Here is an 18,472-nt window from a genome sequence, read left to right on the forward strand (position 1 = left end):
GTCAAATGCGATTATTTTTCAATAATCGCCAAGACGTCGCTCTGGCGCATCATCAGATACTTGGTTCCCTCGAACTCAAGCTCTGTGCCACTATACTTACCATAGAGCACCTCGTCGCCCTCTTTCAGAATCATAGCCTCATCCTTTGTGCCCTGACCTACGGCCTTGATGGTTCCGTGGAGTGGCTTCTCTTTTGCGGTGTCGGGAATGATAATACCGCCAATCTTCTCTTCTGCAGGTGCTGGCAATACCAACACACGGTCTGCTAATGGTTTGATGTTCATAATACTACTTTATTTTTTATGTTTAAACTTTTTTATTTCTGCCATGATAGCTGCCAAAACCGTGCCAAATACGGGTAACGGCACGGATAATGTGACACATTGGCAGAAAAGAACACCTATTTCTGGCGGCGCGAACCGTCGAGGCTATTAATCTTCATGGCATAAGAGGCTATCTCGATGACACCACCATACTCGCTGACGGCATAGTAGAGGAACCAGAACACCAGCATGCCGCTACCCGACAGCAGCGTGTAAGGCCAAACCTGAGTAGGAAAGGCTGCTGTAATGACGATACTGCCCAAACCAAAAATAACGATGAGAACGCAACCTGTGATAAACGAGTGGTGCTTGCTAAGCAAACGGCGCTTGGTTTCGGGCGTCCACCAACTGGGAGCGTTAGCCTCGACAGTGGTCTGCTCAATGCTGTTCTGCGTTTTAAAATAATTGCTCAGGAACATATACGACAGATACACGCCATGCAGGAAGAAGATGGCAAACGGCCACTCGCTATAGGGCCTGAGCACAGGGATAACAATTGGCAGCCAATAGGTAATGATGCCAACGCCTAAGATACAGATATCGCGAATGGCAATCCGGCGGGTAAGATAATTGGGGCACATCAACGGGGTGTGGCTCCAGCTGAACATAACAGCACCAACGTGAAAATACGACACGCTGAGAGCCGAGGCTGCTACCGGATTCTGAAAACGCAACGTAAGATAGCCATGAATAAAGAAACCTATGGCAAAGTTGATATAGTTGATGGCTGTAATCTTACAACTACGATGATAGATATCGTACTTACGATACTCGTAGTTATTAAACAACAGCAAAAGTGCTAACAGAAAATTTACCAGGCATGCTGCGTAAAGTACAGTTTGATATAATACCATATCCATATATTTGCAGTTGAAAGTTCGGTTAATAGAAGAATCCCCGCCACTGACTGGCGAGGATTCTAAATCATATTTAATAATGTATTATTGCATATCGTAAACCACCTGCATGAGCTGCTTACCAAGGTCGTCGGCCTGCTCCATGGTCTGGGCCTCGCTATACACGCGGATGATAGGCTCGGTGTTAGACTTGCGCAAATGTACCCAACGATCGGGGAAGTCGATCTTCACACCGTCGATATCGTTAACTACAGCGCTGCTATCCTTAGCAAACATCTCCTTAACCTTTACCAGGATGGCGTCAACATCAGTCTCAGGAGTAAGGTCGATGCGGTTCTTGGCAATCTGATAGTCGGGGAAGGTGGCACGAAGCTCGCTTACCTTGCAACCCTTCTGAGCCAGACTTGACAGGAACAGGGCGATACCTACGAGGGCATCACGACCATAGTGGCTCTCGGGATAGATTACTCCACCATTACCCTCGCCACCAATCACGGCGCCTACCTCTTTCATCTTGGTAGTTACGTTAACCTCGCCTACGGCTGCAGCGGTGTACTGGCCACCGTGCTGCTCGGTAACGTCGCGCAGAGCGCGGGTTGAGCTGAGGTTTGAAACGGTATTACCTACTGTGTGGCTCAGCACATAATCGGCTACTGATACCAGTGTGTACTCCTCGCCAAACATGGTGCCATCCTCGCAGATAAAGGCCAGACGGTCGACATCGGGATCAACTACGATACCCAGGTCGAAACCACCCTTCTTCATCTTATCCATGATACCATGCAGGTTCTTCTCCAATGGCTCGGGGTTGTGGGCAAAGTCGCCTGTGCACTCGCCATTCAGAATCTCGTAATCTACATCAAGCGCCTTAAACAGGTCGGGCAGGATAATACCACCTACAGAGTTGATGGTATCTACGCACACACGGAACTTACGCTTGCTGATGGCCTCGCGATCAACCAACTTAAGTGCCAGCACTGAGTCGATATGACGCTGGTTGAAGCTATCGTCGATGGTGCAAGAACCCAACTGATCAACTTCGGCATAATCAAAATCCTCGGCCTCGGCCAGACGGAGCACCTCGGCGCCATCGGCTGCTGTAAGGAACTCACCCTCGCTGTTGAGCAGCTTCAGGGCATTCCACTGACGGGGATTATGCGAGGCGGTAATGATAATACCGCCATCGGCACCTGCCATACGTACAGCCAACTCGGTGGTTGGTGTAGTGGCATAACCAATATCGATTACATCGTAGCCCATACCCATCAAGGTTCCAACTACTACGTTACGAACCATCAGGCCTGAAATACGACCATCGCGACCCACTACTATCTTTTTGCCACCAATAAACTGGGCATAAGCAGTGGTAAACTTTACTATGTCTAAAGGATTAAGCGTGTCACCTGTGCGTCCGCCGATTGTACCACGGATGCCGGAAATAGATTTGATTAATGTCATAATATGTTTATAATTCTCTTAAGATTCACGTTGGAATGTGAGCTCATAATAATAGGGTGTTACATAGCTCGAAGCTGTAGCATGACCCTGAGAATGAGGCACAATCAGGCGCACCTTGGCGCACTCGTCGGTAAGCGACTGAGGGCGGCCCACCTTTACATAAGTAAGGGGAACCAACCAGCCTGAAGGTACCGACGCACTCGAATAAGCCTTATACATTAGTCCGCTCTCAAACGATGCAGTGAAAGAGCTGCCTGAGCGAGATACTGATATAATGTCGGGCAGTGTTACCACCGAAATGCCACTATACGACAAGCGCGGATTGTTGTTGCAGATAGTTGTGGTATCCTCAAGGATATTATACTCAGCGAATCGGGCTACCAGACGAGTGCTCTCGCCATCCTGCAGCTGGGTGCCACAGCCTGGGCGAACAATCTGCATGTACACACCACTCTTATCAAGCTTTACATACTGGTTCTTAACCGTATCGGTGGTGAAACCCTGCTGGTTAAACTGATCCTCGCTAATAACAACAATCGAGCGGTCGGAAATGAACTTTGCAATAGCATTACGTTCCTTTTCCTTCTTATCGCCGTAGGTCTCATAGTCGTTACAACTGCTGAGAACAGCGGCCATGGCTATCATGATAAACAGTATCTTCTTCATCTTGCATTTACTATTTGATGGTGCAAAAATACGAATATTTTCGTAAACACCAACAATATTAGGCTACTTTAACTTGTTTTCATAGGCAGAAATTGCCTTTTTGGTAATTTCAATCGCCTCTTCGATGGTTCCTTCAACCTTTCCGCCCGATGCATTCAGGTGTCCGCCACCATTAAAGAACTCCTCGGCCATCAGGTTGCAGGGGAAGTCGTCGACAGAGCGCAGACTAACCCAAACCATATTCTTCTCGGTATCCTCGCGCAACGAGATCGACAGCTTAAGCCCCTTAATCTGCTGGGGCATGTTTACCAAGCCCTCGGTATCGCCCTTGATATAGTTGAAACGCTTCAGCTCGTCGCGAGTAATCGAATAGTAGGCGGCATGATACTCGGGCATATAAACCAGCTTCTCGTACATCACATAACCCATCAAGCGGATACGATCCTCGGAATAGTTATGATACACGTTGCGATAGATACGATCCTTATCGATGCGCTTGGTGAGCAGCTCGCTGATAATCTGGAAAATCTCGGGACGGGTGCTGTTGAAGGTAAAGCCACCTGTATCGGTCATCATTCCACAATACACGGGTACGGCAAATGCCTTATCCAGCTGGGCAAAAGCGCCCATCTGCCATACAATGCGGAACACCAGTTCGCAAGTGCTCGAAGCCTCGGGCTGCGACACTACCAGGTCGGCAGGTACATCGGGCTTCAGGTGGTGATCGATAAGCACCTTCTTGGCCTTAGTGCTTACCAAGGCCTGCTCCATCTGGTCGACACGACTTGGGGTATTGAAGTCAAGACAGAAAACCAGGTCGGCAATCTTAAACAGCATATCGCACTTTTCGCGATGCTTATCGTAACGCACAATCTTATCAGTATTGGGCAACCACATCAGGAAGTCGGGATACTGATCGGGCACAATCACGGTAACATCCTTTCCGCGTAAGCGCATATACTCGGCCCATCCTAACGACGAGCCTATAGCATCGCCATCAGGACTCTTGTGGCAAACCACAAGTACCGTATTTGCATCAGAAATCAGCTGGTCCATCAGGGCCAGCTGATTAGTATCTAAAATGTTTATATTCATTTAGAACAATTTGTTAGGATATACACCCTCGTCGACCAGCTGCTTGATACGAGCAACAGTAGCGTCGCGATCGGCTGCATAGGTTACGCCGAACCACTTGCTGGTGGTATCGAGAACCTCGACAGTAGCAGTACCGTCGTTGATGAGCTTGTTAACCATGAGGGGGATAAAGAACTCGGCCTTAAGGTTCTCGAGGTTCTTTGGATCGCTCAGGAACTCCTTGAAGTACTCCTCAGAATACTGGAAGTAATCGGGTGTGAAGCCCCACATATTCATTGATACAGGAGTGTTATCCTCGACAGCTACCCACTTGCCGTCCTCGTCCTTATAACGAACAGGCTCGTTAGCGGCACCTGCGTTCGAACCATCCTCAGCGCAACGTACAATCTCGGTACGCTCTACTACAGTTGTCAGGTGGCCCTTTTCGTTCTTTGAGCAGATACCACGTGCTACAGTACCATTCTCAGAGAGGGTATTGCCTACACGGAAACCTACCATAGCATACTGGTTCTTAGCACCCTCGGGCAGATTTGCCAGGTACTTACCAATAACCATGAAGGCATCGCGATTATAGAAATCGTCGCAGTTAATTACACAGAAAGGCTCCTTGATAACGTCCTTACCCATGAGTACAGCGTGGTTGGTACCCCATGGCTTCTGACGGCCTTCGGGAACGCTGAAGCCCTCGGGCAGTGCGTCGAGTGCCTGGAAACAGAGCTCGCACTTTACCTTACCCTCGTACTTAGCGAGAATCTGGGTGCGGAACTGCTCCTCGAAATCCTTACGGATAACCCATACAATTTTGCCAAAGCCAGCCTGGATGGCATCGTAAATACTATAATCCATAATGGTCTCGCCATTTGGGCCCAGACCGTCGAGCTGCTTCAAACCGCCGTAACGGCTACCCATACCAGCTGCGAGCAAAAACAAAGTCGGTTTCATTTTTTTTCTAAAATTTTTTGAGTTATATCAATTTTTTGCGTGCAAAGGTACAAAATATTTTGGACTTAAGCACAAAAGAATCGAAAAAAAATACGTTAGAACGGATAACCAACTGCAAAATGCAAAGTATGGGCACCACTAAAGCTGGGCACATTAAAATAGCCCGACTTACCCGTATCGTACGGACAGTGGATGGCCAAGCCCCAGTCTAAGCGGATAACCAGGAAGCCCAGATCGTATCGCAAGCCCACACCTGTGCCAAGCGCCGTGGTCTTTACCAACTGCTTGAGCGATGTGGGGAATTTGCCACCCTCGACATACTCGTCGGTAAAGTCCCATACGTTACCAGCATCCAGGAACACGGCACCATTCAAATCGCCAAACAGCTTGGTGCGATACTCCAGGTTACCCACCAGCTTTGTCTCGCCGTTCTGTATCAGATAGTCGAGCTGGCGACCTAACCCGCGACCATCAAAGCGACCAGGACCAATGGAGCGTACGCCAAAGGCACGGATGGTATTGGCACCTCCCACATAGAAGTACTCGCTGTAAGGTGCCTCGCTGCTATTGCCATAACAGTAGATAATGCCACCATTGAAATGACCTATCAGCTGTGAGGTTGGGGTGAGATTCCACGTTTTTGAGAAATCGGCCTCTAAACGCAGAAACTGCGAATATGGGGTTTTAAACAGCTCCTTATCCTTCTCGCTGAAAGAGCGCCCGAACGCATAATCCCAAAGCGACACCAGATTGCCCGACTCTTCGACTGTTACCTCCCAACGGATGGGATGGCGCAACGACGACGGACTGGTGTACATATAGGTATAGCGCATCTTGGGCATAAAGCAGTCCTCCATCGAGGCTGCCAGATAGGGATTCTCAACAATCACCGAGTCGAACTTATCGGTATGGCTGTTTACGAACTGATACTTGAGCGTGAGGGGCGAGAACTCGTGGCGACTATTGGCCGACGACTGCCAGCGATAGGTCCACTCGCCACTTACGATATGCATCTTATAATAATCGGGGCGACGAATCACATCGCTCGACACCTTGGCATAGGTGGTAGGTGTAGAATAGAAATGGCGACGGATGACACGACCATTCTTATCGCGGCGCACACGATCGCTATGAACAAAAGGTGCAATGATACGTGGGAACTCAATCGACACATCGGCACCATACTGATAGCTGTTCATATCAGCATCGGCACTCTTCTGCCACTCGTAGGCACCATGCAGGTTCAAATCAAGTTTCTCGCCGGCATGGAAAGCATTACGACGGGTAAGACCAATTCGGGCCTGAGGACCATATCGGCCACTGGTACGTCCGATGGCATTACACTCGATATAGAAATCGTAGGGTTTATCAAAGGTGCAGTTCAGGCGCAGGTCGAGGGTATCAGAATCGGGACGGGGCGTGAACTGGAAGTCGGTACTACTGAACACACCTGTGGCGTTAATCCTGCTGGCCGACTCCATATATTTCTCGTAGCTATACTCCTGGCGTGGGCGCAGACTGAGGTTACGCAACACCACGCGAGGCATGATGGGCGACTTCTTACCATTGAAATGAATGGTGAGATAACGGCGCTGAACCGAATCGGTAAGCACCTCGCGGGCCGACTTGCGGAAGTTAACATCCAGCTTGCCGATATACCACTTGCGCAGGGCCACATCGGGCAGGCCGTGTGCCAGCTGGAACCTGAGCTGGGCCTTGTTATCTACAGCAAAGGTATCAGCCAGGTACGAGGCATAGCTAGGACTGTAATAATAGTAGCCATTGTTACGCAGCAGCGTGCTGATACGGGTGCGCTCGGCATCGAGGTTATTGATACTGAAGGGCGACTGGCTCTTGATGAGACTCTCGTCGCGGGTTGAATCAATCAATGCCTGGATGGGAACCGGGAAGTTAACATAGCTCACAGAGTCGAGTGTAAACAGCGAGTCGAGATGTACGGTATAGCCAATCTTACACTTCTTGGCATTCTTCTGTGGCACCAGCTCGTAAGTTACATCGCCACGAAAATAGCCGTTATTGCGCAATACCGATCGTGCCACACTACTGCGAAGCTCGGGGTTAACCTGACTCATCAGAACGGGTGGCTTACCAAACGTCTTGGTCATCCAGCGTGCAAAGCCCGAATCCTTACCCGCGTACTTATTATATACCCACAGGTGCCACGACCAGGGCACGGTGTAATAGCTACTGCCAAACAGCGATCCGTTGGGTTCGGTAGCCAGGGCGGCCTCGAGCTCAACCTTGGTATTCTCCAAGTGGGTGTCGTAAGCCTCAACATCGTATTCCTTCGCATCGTCGTAGGCTATCTTGGTAAGTCCCGTAAAGAGCTGCTCGCCTTCAGGGATATTCTTTGTCATTGAGCACGAAGCCAGACAAAGCACTAGGGGTATATACTTGATATTATTTAGCATGGCGTTCTCTGTTTGTGGATGGAACACTATCCCTACGGATGGTATCGCGAGGCGTGGTGGTTCGTGGCATCAGCATGGGCTGCTCCTTCTTCCAGAAGCTAAACACTTCCTTCAGCGAGTTCAGCTTACGGCGCCAAACAAAACCTATACCATATTCGCCTGTGTAGCCCTCCAGCCAATCGTAAACGTTCTGGTTATAGAACAGCTTCAGGTTCTTGGTGGCATCCTGATTCAGGCGATACTCCATCGTGACATTATCGAAGAACGACTGGTTCTGACCACCCATCGCATCATTAGCACCCGACGATACTTTTCCACCCAACTCTATGCGCAGACGATTGTTGAAGAATCGCTTGGCAAACTTAAACGAGTAGTCGGTATGCATCGCTCCTGAAGCATCGGTAGTGTTATCGATACCCAAGCTCAGGTCGAGTGTCTTCAAGGCCGAACCTGCTATCGTGTTAATCTCGCTCTGCAGGAACGAGCTCAAGGCCGAGTTCATCGAGAAGGCACTGGTGTTGGTATCGGCCAGATACATACCGGTGGTAAGCATCGCCACAGCCATTTTTCCACGTTCCTCCTTCGACATGGTGGTCAACTCGCCACTCACCGTCTGATCCTCTGGGGCATCGATGATAAACTCCAGACCCATATCGTTCAGCGTCTTGGTGATAATCACACCACAATCAAACAGTACCGAACGGGTGCCACCACCCTCGTTGGTTACATTAGCCTTGGTACGCTCGGTAGCCGTGATGTTCAGTTTTGGATTCATCGGATCGCCCGTAAACTCTACATAGCTGCCCTCCTTAACGGTAAACGTCTTGAGCGGGATTACAGGCAACGAGTATTTCATCTCGCCACTCGACAAGGTATAACGACCCGTGAGGTGGATACCCTCGGCGTTGTACTTCATACGCAGGTCGCCACCACCCATCAAATCTACGTAGTTGCTCTCATCTACATTCAGGTCGCACACCACGTGAGCACCTTGCGATACGTTGATGGTAAGATCTACATTCAAGCCCGATGGTGCAGGACGCGTAACTACCGTGGTGGTAGAATCGCTGAAGTCGGTAAACTTAACCAGCTCTTCCAAACGGTTATCAGTTGAGAGAGGCGAATCGAGCAGCATATAGGTCATATCGGTAGAACCCAGCACATCCAGACGGCCACGCATATTCAGCGCCTCGAGCGGACCCTGCATACGACTCATAAAGTTAACGTAGGCCTTACCCCATGCCACACTCTTGGCCTGACGCTTAGAGTTGATAAGCAGGAAGTTGTTGGCACGCATACGCATATCCATCATGATATGCTCGGTATCCGAGAAGTCGATGTTACCCATCAGGTTCAGCAGGTCGTTATTGCTCGAGTAGAGTCCGAAGTTCTCCAGCAGCAGCTTAGAGCCCACGATACGCACGGGGTCGTTATCAAAACGCATGCGGATGCCATAGGGGATGCTGACCAGATAGGCCGAATCTACGTACATCTCACCATTCACCTCGGGATGACTGGTGGTGCCACGAATGGTTACACTACCCTCGCCATAGCCCTCTAAGCCAACCAACTGGTCGGGCACAAATCCATTTACCAGCGACAGAGGCAGGCGCGTCATCGTAAAGTTGGCATCGATAAAGCCTTCGCCCTGACTCTTGTAGATACCGCTCAGCAAACCGAACTCCTCGTCGTCGAGCATCAGGCGGGCCTCTACGGCATGGGTATCGTCCTCCTTCATCAGGTAAACCAACTCGGTACTGATGTTACCAATGGGCGAACCCTCGTAGGTCATCTGGCGCACAGCCATATCGCTGGCCACCGAGATATTCTCGTTCTTATCCTGCAGGATATGGTAGTCGCCATTCAGCTTACCCGTAATGCGGGGCAGGTATGGGATTACCGAGGTGAGCTCGCCCAAATCAAAGCTGTTCACACTCAGGGTGATATCCTGCAGCATGGTAGAATCCTGGTTCTCGGTATAGAGTTTGATACCCGTCTTATCGTCGGCAATCAGATCCACCTTTGCCTGCAACCGCTTGTTGCGACCCATAAACAGGAAGTTGTCCTTGTTCAGGTTAAACTCCTTATAACCAATGGTCGGGCGCTCGGGCAGCAGTTTAAAGCGGATACCATCGCTCTCCATCTCGGCTGTCACGCCTAAACGCAAGCCCATTTTATCGTGCTGGTCGAAAAAGCGCAAGCCTACCAATGCACCATGCTGGTGGACGGTACCATCAATCAGGGCATTGAAGATAAACTGCGGATTACGCTTGTTGTTGCGCACCTGACCCTGGTAGGTTAAGCGGTCGCCCTTCTGTGTGAGGTTCAAACGGATGGTATCGATACGGGTACTATCGTAAACCAACGAGTAGAGATAGCTCTGACCATTAATACCTGTTACAGGCGAGGTGTTCACATCCAGCATCAGCTCCTTGAACTGCACATCCAGTGCCTTCAGCAAGCCAGCCAACGGGTTGTCGCGCTTACTCTCGACATGCAGTTTCATCTCGGGCAACAGACGCTTGATGGCAGGCTGGTCGATGATGCGCTTATCAATCTGCGCCATCGTTGAGTCGCCTAAGATGGTGAGTTTCTTCAGCAGGCGCTCGTAGTTGCCCTTGGCATCCAGCTTCACGATAAAGTCGCCACTCTGAATACGGGCAATCACGGTATCAACCGTAGTATTGATATGCAGTCCGATAAAATCGGGTCGCAGGGTTTCGTTCTTACCTTTGATGTAGATTTCATCCACCAAGCCTGTTACACGATGAGTGAGTTTCATATCCGAAACCACATCTACCGAACCGCATAAGCCAATCGCCAATGGCATATCAACCAAACGCATGCGGTACAGGTCGGCCTTATCCAGATCGGCACTGATGGTAGCCATCAGCTTCTTGGTATTCAACTGGGCGTCAACACCTATGGTGCCTTGCAGCAACTGGTTATGACCCGTGATAGATGCCAGCGCATGTCCGTTAGCCAAGGTGGCTTCGGCATTCATCTGCTTCAAGTCCCAACTGCCATACTGCAATTGGTGTATCTTGGCACTGGCAGTCAATTTGCTCTTGTTCGAGAGAAAATCGGTACCATATCCCTTGGCCTTCACATCGGCCGTGATGGTATAGATAGAGTCGCGTGGCATAAAATGGTGCAGATTCAGACGGTTGATGCTCATATCGGCATCGTAGCTTATGCCAGCCATCAGCAAATCACCTTTAGCATTGGTTGGAATGCTGGCACTACCCTTCAGTTTTACTATGCCTGTACCCTCGCGCAGTGTCAGATTGCTGGCATAGCGGGTGCCATCGGCCTTCAGCTTACCATCTATCGCCATACCTGGCAAGCGATAATTACGCATCAAGGCAGGATCGGCCAAAGCCAAGGCAAAGTTCAGATTCTCGGTCTTGGCATTCAGGGCGAAATCAGCCTTCAGCTTGGTGATATCTGTTACGTTATCAGCCGTACCGGTAGCTGTGATGCGGAAGGCAGTTGGCAGATGGATGTTGAGCCCCGTAAACGCCATATGCTGCATATTTCCGTTTACCGAACCCTTGATGCTGATGGGATGGTTAGGATAGTTGCGCACAAAGGCCTGTGGCATATCGCCGGCAAAGCGCATCACATCCTGCTTACCTATCTGCGCATTCAAACGCAGCTTCATCGCACCAGGCTGCTGGGTGTCGAAGGTGTTAAAGTCCATCGCCAGCTCGGTCTCGATATCTGTATCAGGCGTTTGCAATCTCAGTTGGGGGATGGTCAGTCGCTTGTCGTCCATCGTTACGCGGGCCGACAGGTGGTTTACCTGTAAGCCACTTTTCTCCTTCGCCCTCAGGTCTCTAATAATAAGAGAGGTGTTAGGCTCTACGTATTCAATCGAATCGATACGCAGATTGATATCCGTGAGTGCCAGATGGTTATAATCCAGTCCGCTCACCTCTGGCTCATAGCGGTTGTCGTAGTTCAGGCATCCCTGGTTCCAGTCCAGACTGCCCACTTTATAAATTTTGTTACCAAGGTCGGCCAGCACCTCGCGTGCCACTGCCCTACCCATATAGGCCTGGGCATTCAGCGTGTCGCCTGGCAGGTGGACCATGAAATTACTCTTCAGGATACTCACCGAATCGGCATTTACTATCCATTTCATTGTCGATTCTGTGGTGTCAACAGCCGCTGTATCGCTCAGGGCGATATCCAGTTGGGCTTCTGAGAGTCGGGCACCATTCACTTCTACGGTTTCCTGGTCAAGGTCGATACCATTCGACGACAGCCAAAGCTCCTGCAGATTACCTTTGATACGCAGGTCGCCAATAAAGCCATTGGTATTCAGTTTGGCATCAGTCAACGATAGCTCATCTATCACCACACGCTTGCTAAACAAGGGTATCAAGCGCACATCGCACACCATCTTACGCACATCGGCAATGGTGTCGGTCTGATCAGCTATCGAATCATTCTTAGACGAGCTAAGCGGCAAAGCCGAGCGTTGATGCAAAGCACGAAAGCCCTCGATGCCTAAGTCGAGCGGGAACTCCAGGCATACCCGTTCTACTGTGATGTCCATGCCCGTTTTCTCCGAGGCGATGGCGGCCACCTTCTTTACCGCCCAATTTTGCACAGGCGGCAAATAAAGTAGCGCGGTTAGAATCACAATAAGCAGTATGGGTACCAAAACCGCTATCCCCAACCACTTCAGGACTTTCTTCATTTGTTTATCTGGTTGATGCAGCCTGCCACAACGGATCGTTGGGCAACGGTGCCTCTACGATAATGGTTTCTTTCGAAACAGGATGCACGAACTCCACCCTACGCGACATGAGCGAGATACTGCCATCGGGATTGCTGCGAGGCGCACCATATTTCAAGTCGCCCTTAATGGGACAGCCCATGGCAGCCAACTGACAGCGTATCTGGTGATGACGACCCGTCATCAGGTTCACCTCAAGCACCGTATAGTTATCTGTCTGTCCTATCACACGATATTTCAACAGGGCTTTCTTGGCATTGGGGCGCTCCTTATCGTAGGCATAGCTCTTGTTCTGTTTCTCGTTACGCACCAGCCAGTTCTCGAGCGTTCCCTCGAGGGCCTTAGGACGATTTTTTACTATCGCCCAGTAGGTTTTATGCACCTGTCCCTCGGCAAACATCTTGTTCAGTCGGGTAAGCGCTTTCGAGGTTCGGGCAAACACCACCAGCCCTGAAACAGGACGATCCAGGCGGTGCACCACACCCAGGAAAACGGCACCTGGCTTGGCGTACTTTTCTTTGATATAGTCTTTCACCAATTCAGAAAGGGGGCGATCGCCAGTCTTATCGCCCTGTACGATCTCCCCACTCTGTTTGTTGACTATGATGATATGGTTGTCTTCGTAAACGACCTCCATAATGTTCAATAATCAATGTTCAATGAACTACATGTTCATACCACCATCAACCTGGATAACCTGACCGCTTACATAGCTTGAGAGGTCAGAAGCCAGGAAGGTAGCAACATTAGCGATATCCTCAACCTGACCACCACGACGCAGAGGAATCTTGTTGATCCACTCCTTACGGATATCGTCGGGCAGAGCCTGAGTCATAGCTGTATCGATGAAACCAGGAGCGATGGCGTTAGCACGGATGCCCTTAGGACCCATCTCCTGACCGATACTCTTAGCCAGAGCAATCAAACCAGCCTTAGAGGCAGCATAGTTAGCCTGACCAGCGTTACCATGAACACCTACTACTGATGCCATGTTGATGATAGAACCACCACGCTGACGCATCATAACGGGTACACAAGCGTGGATGAAGTTGAAGGCCGACTTCAGGTTTACTGCGATAACAGCATCCCACTGCTGCTCAGTCATACGCAGCATCAGTCCGTCCTTAGTGATACCAGCATTGTTAACCAGAATATCGATTGATCCGAACTCTTCCTTTACAGCCTTAACAACTTCCTCGGTCTGAGCAAAGTCGGCAGCGTTCGAAGCATAGCTCTTAGCCTTTACACCCAGAGCAGCAATTTCCTTCTCGGTCTCCTCGTTCACCTGCAGATCGGTGAATGCGATGTTACAGCCTTCAGAGGCATACTTCAGTGCGATAGCCTTTCCGATACCGCGTGCAGCACCTGTAATCAGCGCTGTCTTACCTTCTAATAATCCCATAATTGTTTTCTATTATTAATAATGTGTAATGTTTATCTTTTCTGAATCTTTCCCAGCGCACCATAAACCACCTTGGCCACCTGGGGTTTGGTGTCCTCCTCCTTCATACCATGGGCAATACGTCCATATATATAAGGTACTTCGAGTCCCTTGATACAATAGTGTGTAATATCAGCCACCAGGTCCACGTTGTCGATATCAAACTCGCCATCGTCCTTACCCTCGGCATAAACCTTACGGAACAGCTCAATCTCGGCATCGTCGAAATGGCGGCGCACTTTCTCTACCATCCAGATGTTACGGAAGAACTCTGCACGCAGGTTACCGTTACGAACCACCGTTTCGCGAATCATACTGAGATGGGTATAGATCAGCTCGATAATCTTGTCCTGTGGACGGATTTTTCGGGCAGCCACCTCATCGAGCTTGTCGCTCAATCGCTCCAACTCGCTCTCGATAACAGCATAGTAGATTTCCTCTTTCGACTTAAAATAGGTATATAGCGTACGGCGACCCTTACCCGATTGCAGGGCGATATCGTTCATCGTCGTATTTTCCAGTCCGTTCTTGGCGAACAGCTGGCGTGCTACATCTACCAGTTTCTGTCTTGTCTTGGATATAGACATGTCTGTTTCCTCCTAAATTTTAAAATTGCACACTATTCTACGATGTGCAAAAGTAAGCCTTTTATTTGAAACTGACAAGAAAAACGAGGAAAAATATTACAAAAACAACAAATTTATAAAAAAATGGCCGAAAAATTTGGCCAATTCAAAAAATAGTCGTACCTTTGCACCCGCAAATCAGGAAACACCCTGAAATGCAGCGAAAATTTAACATCGCGGAGTGGAGCAGTTGGTAGCTCGCCAGGCTCATAACCTGGAGGTCGCACGTTCGAATCCTGCCTCCGCAACTAAAGAGGAGATGCAAGCTGAAAGGCTTGCATTTTTTGTTTATATCCCTCCCCCCGACTTACTGCCAGATTAAACTGCATACAAAAAAAATGATCCGATCGTCAGGGCTCAGGCCCTCGACAATCGGATTATCAGATTTACTTTTTCATTCTTGCTATAACCTTTCGGTAGTAACTGTTAGTAGTTTTTATACCATAATTCATACCACCATTCCAAGAACGTATAGCCTTCTCGACGCTGTTCTCCGGGTTAAAATAGCTTTGAATCAGAAGGAACATCTCTTTCGATTTTTCTACACTATAACGGTCAGCTAAAGTGTATCGCTTCTTACTCTTACGTTTACTCAGGATGTTATTACATTCCTTAACGAGTACTGGAGTAATCTGCATCGCGCCTACCGAGTTTCCACTCACGGCCTTAGGATTTCCTTCGCTTTCCACTTTAATAATTGCATCCATCACTGGATTCCAGTCAAAGCCTAACGTTTTGTTGCTCCGTGTACCGAAACCTTCGGCCGAAACCGACAGAGTTACCAAGAACAGAGCCATTAAGCTCAAAACTGCCTTCTTAATAAAACCAATCATAAATCTCTATACTTTAGGCGGAGGGTTCTCGCGAACAAACCGCGTTATCCTTTAGATAAATTCATTAAAATTGAGAGTACCGACTTCACGTCGGAAATGCGTTCATATCAGCGCTTAGTTACGCTTAACCGGTGCAAAGATACGACGAATGACCTTACCGCCCAAATATTTTTAGCTTTTTTAAGCATTATTGGGAAGTTTCACGATTTAAATCAAGTATTGTTTTTTTATTCTAAATCCACAACAGTGATGCCTGCACCACCAAACTGCACATGCTCGTCGCGGTAGTGCGAAACGTTAGGAATAGTGCCCAGATACTGTCGGATTAGCTGGCGCAGAATACCTGTTCCGGTACCATGCAGAATGCGTACACGACTCACTCCTACCAGTATAGCATCGTCTATAAAATAGGTAATGGCATTAATAGCCTCGTCGCCACGCATACCGCGCACATCTATATCTTGTTTAAAGTTCAGTTTTCGATTATCAATCACATTGCGGGTATCCTTCGATACCACACCATACGAGCCAGCAATATTGCTGTTACGTTCCTCGGCCTTGGTCTGCTGCTCCTTGGGTTTCTCGGCATGCTCCAGGCGCTCCAGGCGCATCTTGGTTTTCATGCCACCAAATACTACCACAGCCTTTCCGCCATCGATACTATCGATAACACCCACGCTGGTAAGACCCTTGATACGCACGGTATCGCCTTTCTGGAGTGGTATGTCAGCCTTTGAAGACTGAGCACTTGCTACAGCTGCGGCATCCTCTCGCTTTCCACCTTCCTCTTTCTTCGAAAGCTTCTCGGCCTTACGCTTCTCTCTGCGCTCCTTACGCTCCTGAATCTGGCGCATCTTCTTGGCAATGGCTTCATCAGTAGCACGGGTATCAACCTGAGCCAGCTCCTCCTTAAAGGTATCCAGTTCCTCGCGAATCTTGCGGGTACGCTCCTTCTCGGCCTGGGCCTCACGTATCTCACGGATGGCGTTTTCTATCTTCTTATTACTCTCGCGCAACAGCTCCTCGGCCTGCTCTCGGGCCTTGCGCAGAATAGCCTTGCGCTCTGCTTCAATCTCTTCTACAGCAGCCTCCAAGCGCTCACCACTGGCCTGCAGTTTCTTCTCGTGCTGGTGGATAGTCTGTCGCTTACCCTCCCAGTAACGCTTATCGCGCACAATATCCTGCAGGTATTTATCACTCTGGATATAATCCTGACCCACGATATCACTGGCATCCTTAATCACCTCTTCGGGGATACCCGTCTTACGGGCAATCTCGATGGCAAAGCTCGAACCAGGCTGACCAATCGACAGCTGGAACAAGGCCTGCATCTCATGTCGGTCGTACAGCATGGCACCATTCACCACACCCTCGTGATCGTCGGCAAAATGCTTCAGGTTCTGATAGTGAGTGGTAATCACGCCAAAGGTACGCTTCTTCCAGAACTGCTTCAGCATAGCCTCGGCAATAGCACCACCAATGGCGGGCTCGGTACCGCTACCAAACTCATCTATCAGCAACAGCGAGCGCTCGCCAGCCTGTTTCATCATCTGCTTCATGTTCATCAGATGACTCGAGTAGGTACTCAGATCGTTCTCGATGCTCTGCTCATCGCCGATATCAATCATGATACTCTCGAAGATACCTGCGGTAGAGCGATCACCGATAGGAACAGGCAAGCCGCACTGCAACATATACTGCAGCAAGCCAACCGTTTTCAGGCATACCGATTTACCACCAGCATTAGGACCACTGATAAGCAGCAGCCGCTTTGCACGGTTCAGCATAATATCCAGAGGCACCACATGTCCACCCTTCTTCTCCAGCGAGAGCTGCAGCAAGGGATGGATGGCACGAATCCAGTCGATAACAGGTTCGGCCTTTACGGTTGGTTCAAAAGCCTGAGTCAGCTCAGCCCACTTGGCCTTGGCCTGAATCAGGTCGATCATAGCCAACAGCTGATACGAGTCGATTATCTCGCGCACGTGCGGGCGTACCTCATCAGTAAATACCGTCAGAATACGAATCACCTCACGACGCTCCTCAGCCTCCAGCTGTCGCACCTTATTGTTTGCCTCAACCACTTCGGTTGGCTCAATAAACACCGTCTTACCAGTAGCACTCTCATCGTGCACAATACCGTTAATACGGCGCTTTACCTGTGGAGCCACTGGTATCACCAGTCGTCCGTCACGCATAGCGGGGGCAGCATCCTTATCTACCAACCCATCGCGCTGGGCCGCATGCAATATAGTATATAATGTACGCGAGATACTACCCTGCGTTTTCTCTAAGTCGTGACGGATACCAGCCAGCGTCATCGAGGCCGAATCCTTTACCTTACCAAATTTATCCAGAATAGAGTCGATACGCCGAATCATAGCGGGGAAGGTAGCCACGCCATCAGTTAAACGGTACAGGGCCGGATACGGATACACCACCTCGCCGTTAGGTTTCTCGTCGCCATCGCGCTGCAAAAAGCGCACAATGTTGGCAATTGTTTCCAACGAGCGACGCAAATCCCACACCTCATCCTCTTCAAGATGGGTATTCTCCAATCGTATGCGCGCAATGCTCTCGCGCACATCAAAGAAGTATTGCATGGGAAAATCATCGTGTTCGGCAGTCAACCTACGGAACTCGCGCACCTGCGTTAACCATTCATTTACTACATCGGCATCAACCGAGAAAGCCATTTCGTCGACTTTCTCCTGCCCCAAGGTGCTCTGGCAACGTGCCTTCAGCAACCTACGAATCTCATCGAATCCGAGCTTACGCTCAAAGTTATTTGGATAAATCACGGGTGCAAAGGTAGTAAAAATGGAGCAAAAATGCGCAAAATCACAAATATTTTATAAAAAGTTGGCGAAAAATTTGTTTATTCAAAAAAATCTCCTTACCTTTGCACCCGCTTTCGAGACAGAAGAGCACTGGAGAGATGGTAGAGTGGTCGATTACAGTAGTCTTGAAAACTACCGTGCTGAGAGGCACCGGGGGTTCGAATCCCTCTCTCTCCGCTAAGAGCTTAGCTTAAACGCTGAGCTCTTTTTTT

Annotated in this window: 13 protein-coding genes and 2 tRNA genes; 2 read left to right on the top strand and 13 right to left on the bottom strand. The window is 49.4% G+C overall.

Going from position 1 to position 18,472, the window contains the following annotated elements; genetic code table 11:
* Nucleotides 1-11 precede the first annotated feature (11 nt).
* The 11 genes from T499_RS0113665 to T499_RS0113715 all read right to left on the bottom strand — a co-directional run bounded on the left by T499_RS0113665 (nucleotide 12) and on the right by T499_RS0113715 (nucleotide 14,548).
* Nucleotides 12-284: a co-chaperone GroES gene (locus tag T499_RS0113665; protein ID WP_013064936.1), complete on the bottom strand. Its 273-nt coding sequence runs from the start codon at nucleotides 282-284 to the stop codon at nucleotides 12-14.
* Between the two features lie 116 nt (nucleotides 285-400).
* Entirely contained in the window at nucleotides 401-1,177 is a 777-nt protein-coding gene (locus T499_RS0113670; RefSeq protein ID WP_157054631.1) for a hypothetical protein, read from the bottom strand.
* A gap of 87 nt (nucleotides 1,178-1,264) precedes the next feature.
* On the bottom strand, nucleotides 1,265-2,638 hold the full coding sequence (glmM, locus tag T499_RS0113675) for a phosphoglucosamine mutase (protein WP_013063379.1): 1,374 nt from the start codon (nucleotides 2,636-2,638) through the stop codon (nucleotides 1,265-1,267).
* An 18-nt stretch (nucleotides 2,639-2,656) separates the two neighbouring features.
* The gene (locus T499_RS0113680) at nucleotides 2,657-3,304 is read right to left on the bottom strand and encodes a DUF4827 domain-containing protein (protein ID WP_033151423.1); all 648 of its coding nucleotides are present in this window, start codon (nucleotides 3,302-3,304) and stop codon (nucleotides 2,657-2,659) included.
* Nucleotides 3,305-3,367: 63 nt separating this feature from the next.
* Nucleotides 3,368-4,399, bottom strand: a complete 1,032-nt coding sequence (locus T499_RS0113685) for a DHH family phosphoesterase (RefSeq protein ID WP_033151424.1) — start codon at nucleotides 4,397-4,399, stop codon at nucleotides 3,368-3,370.
* Nucleotides 4,400-5,341 (bottom strand): glycosyltransferase family protein, encoded by a 942-nt coding sequence (locus tag T499_RS0113690; RefSeq protein WP_033151425.1) that lies wholly within the window; start codon nucleotides 5,339-5,341, stop codon nucleotides 4,400-4,402. It lies immediately after the preceding gene.
* A 95-nt stretch (nucleotides 5,342-5,436) separates the two neighbouring features.
* Nucleotides 5,437-7,719 carry a translocation and assembly module lipoprotein TamL gene (locus T499_RS0113695; RefSeq protein WP_232221114.1) on the bottom strand — a complete coding sequence of 761 codons (2,283 nt, stop codon included), beginning with the start codon at nucleotides 7,717-7,719 and terminating at the stop codon, nucleotides 5,437-5,439.
* Nucleotides 7,720-7,762: 43 nt separating this feature from the next.
* Nucleotides 7,763-12,481, bottom strand: a complete 4,719-nt coding sequence (locus T499_RS0113700) for a translocation/assembly module TamB domain-containing protein (protein WP_033151427.1) — start codon at nucleotides 12,479-12,481, stop codon at nucleotides 7,763-7,765.
* A 4-nt stretch (nucleotides 12,482-12,485) separates the two neighbouring features.
* Nucleotides 12,486-13,157, bottom strand: coding sequence for an RluA family pseudouridine synthase (locus T499_RS0113705; protein WP_013064336.1), 672 nt, complete (start codon nucleotides 13,155-13,157; stop codon nucleotides 12,486-12,488).
* 27 nt (nucleotides 13,158-13,184) lie between these two features.
* On the bottom strand, nucleotides 13,185-13,922 hold the full coding sequence (gene fabG / locus T499_RS0113710) for a 3-oxoacyl-[acyl-carrier-protein] reductase (protein ID WP_033151428.1): 738 nt from the start codon (nucleotides 13,920-13,922) through the stop codon (nucleotides 13,185-13,187).
* A 32-nt stretch (nucleotides 13,923-13,954) separates the two neighbouring features.
* Nucleotides 13,955-14,548: a TetR/AcrR family transcriptional regulator gene (locus tag T499_RS0113715; RefSeq protein WP_013065131.1), complete on the bottom strand. Its 594-nt coding sequence runs from the start codon at nucleotides 14,546-14,548 to the stop codon at nucleotides 13,955-13,957.
* A 214-nt stretch (nucleotides 14,549-14,762) separates the two neighbouring features.
* Here T499_RS0113715 and T499_RS0113720 point away from each other — a divergent pair.
* Nucleotides 14,763-14,835: transfer RNA gene (locus T499_RS0113720), tRNA-Met, on the top strand.
* 138 nt (nucleotides 14,836-14,973) lie between these two features.
* Here the strand turns inward: T499_RS0113720 and T499_RS0113725 are convergent.
* Both T499_RS0113725 and T499_RS0113730 read right to left on the bottom strand, forming a co-directional pair.
* Nucleotides 14,974-15,384, bottom strand: coding sequence for a lytic transglycosylase domain-containing protein (locus T499_RS0113725; RefSeq protein ID WP_013065106.1), 411 nt, complete (start codon nucleotides 15,382-15,384; stop codon nucleotides 14,974-14,976).
* A gap of 263 nt (nucleotides 15,385-15,647) precedes the next feature.
* Entirely contained in the window at nucleotides 15,648-18,221 is a 2,574-nt protein-coding gene (locus T499_RS0113730) for an endonuclease MutS2 (protein ID WP_033151429.1), read from the bottom strand.
* A gap of 131 nt (nucleotides 18,222-18,352) precedes the next feature.
* Here T499_RS0113730 and T499_RS0113735 point away from each other — a divergent pair.
* Nucleotides 18,353-18,437: transfer RNA gene (locus T499_RS0113735), tRNA-Ser, on the top strand.
* Nucleotides 18,438-18,472: the final 35 nt, after the last annotated feature.

The organism is Prevotella sp. RM4, from assembly GCF_000701965.1.
Classification (GTDB): Bacteria; Bacteroidota; Bacteroidia; order Bacteroidales; family Bacteroidaceae; genus Prevotella; species Prevotella ruminicola.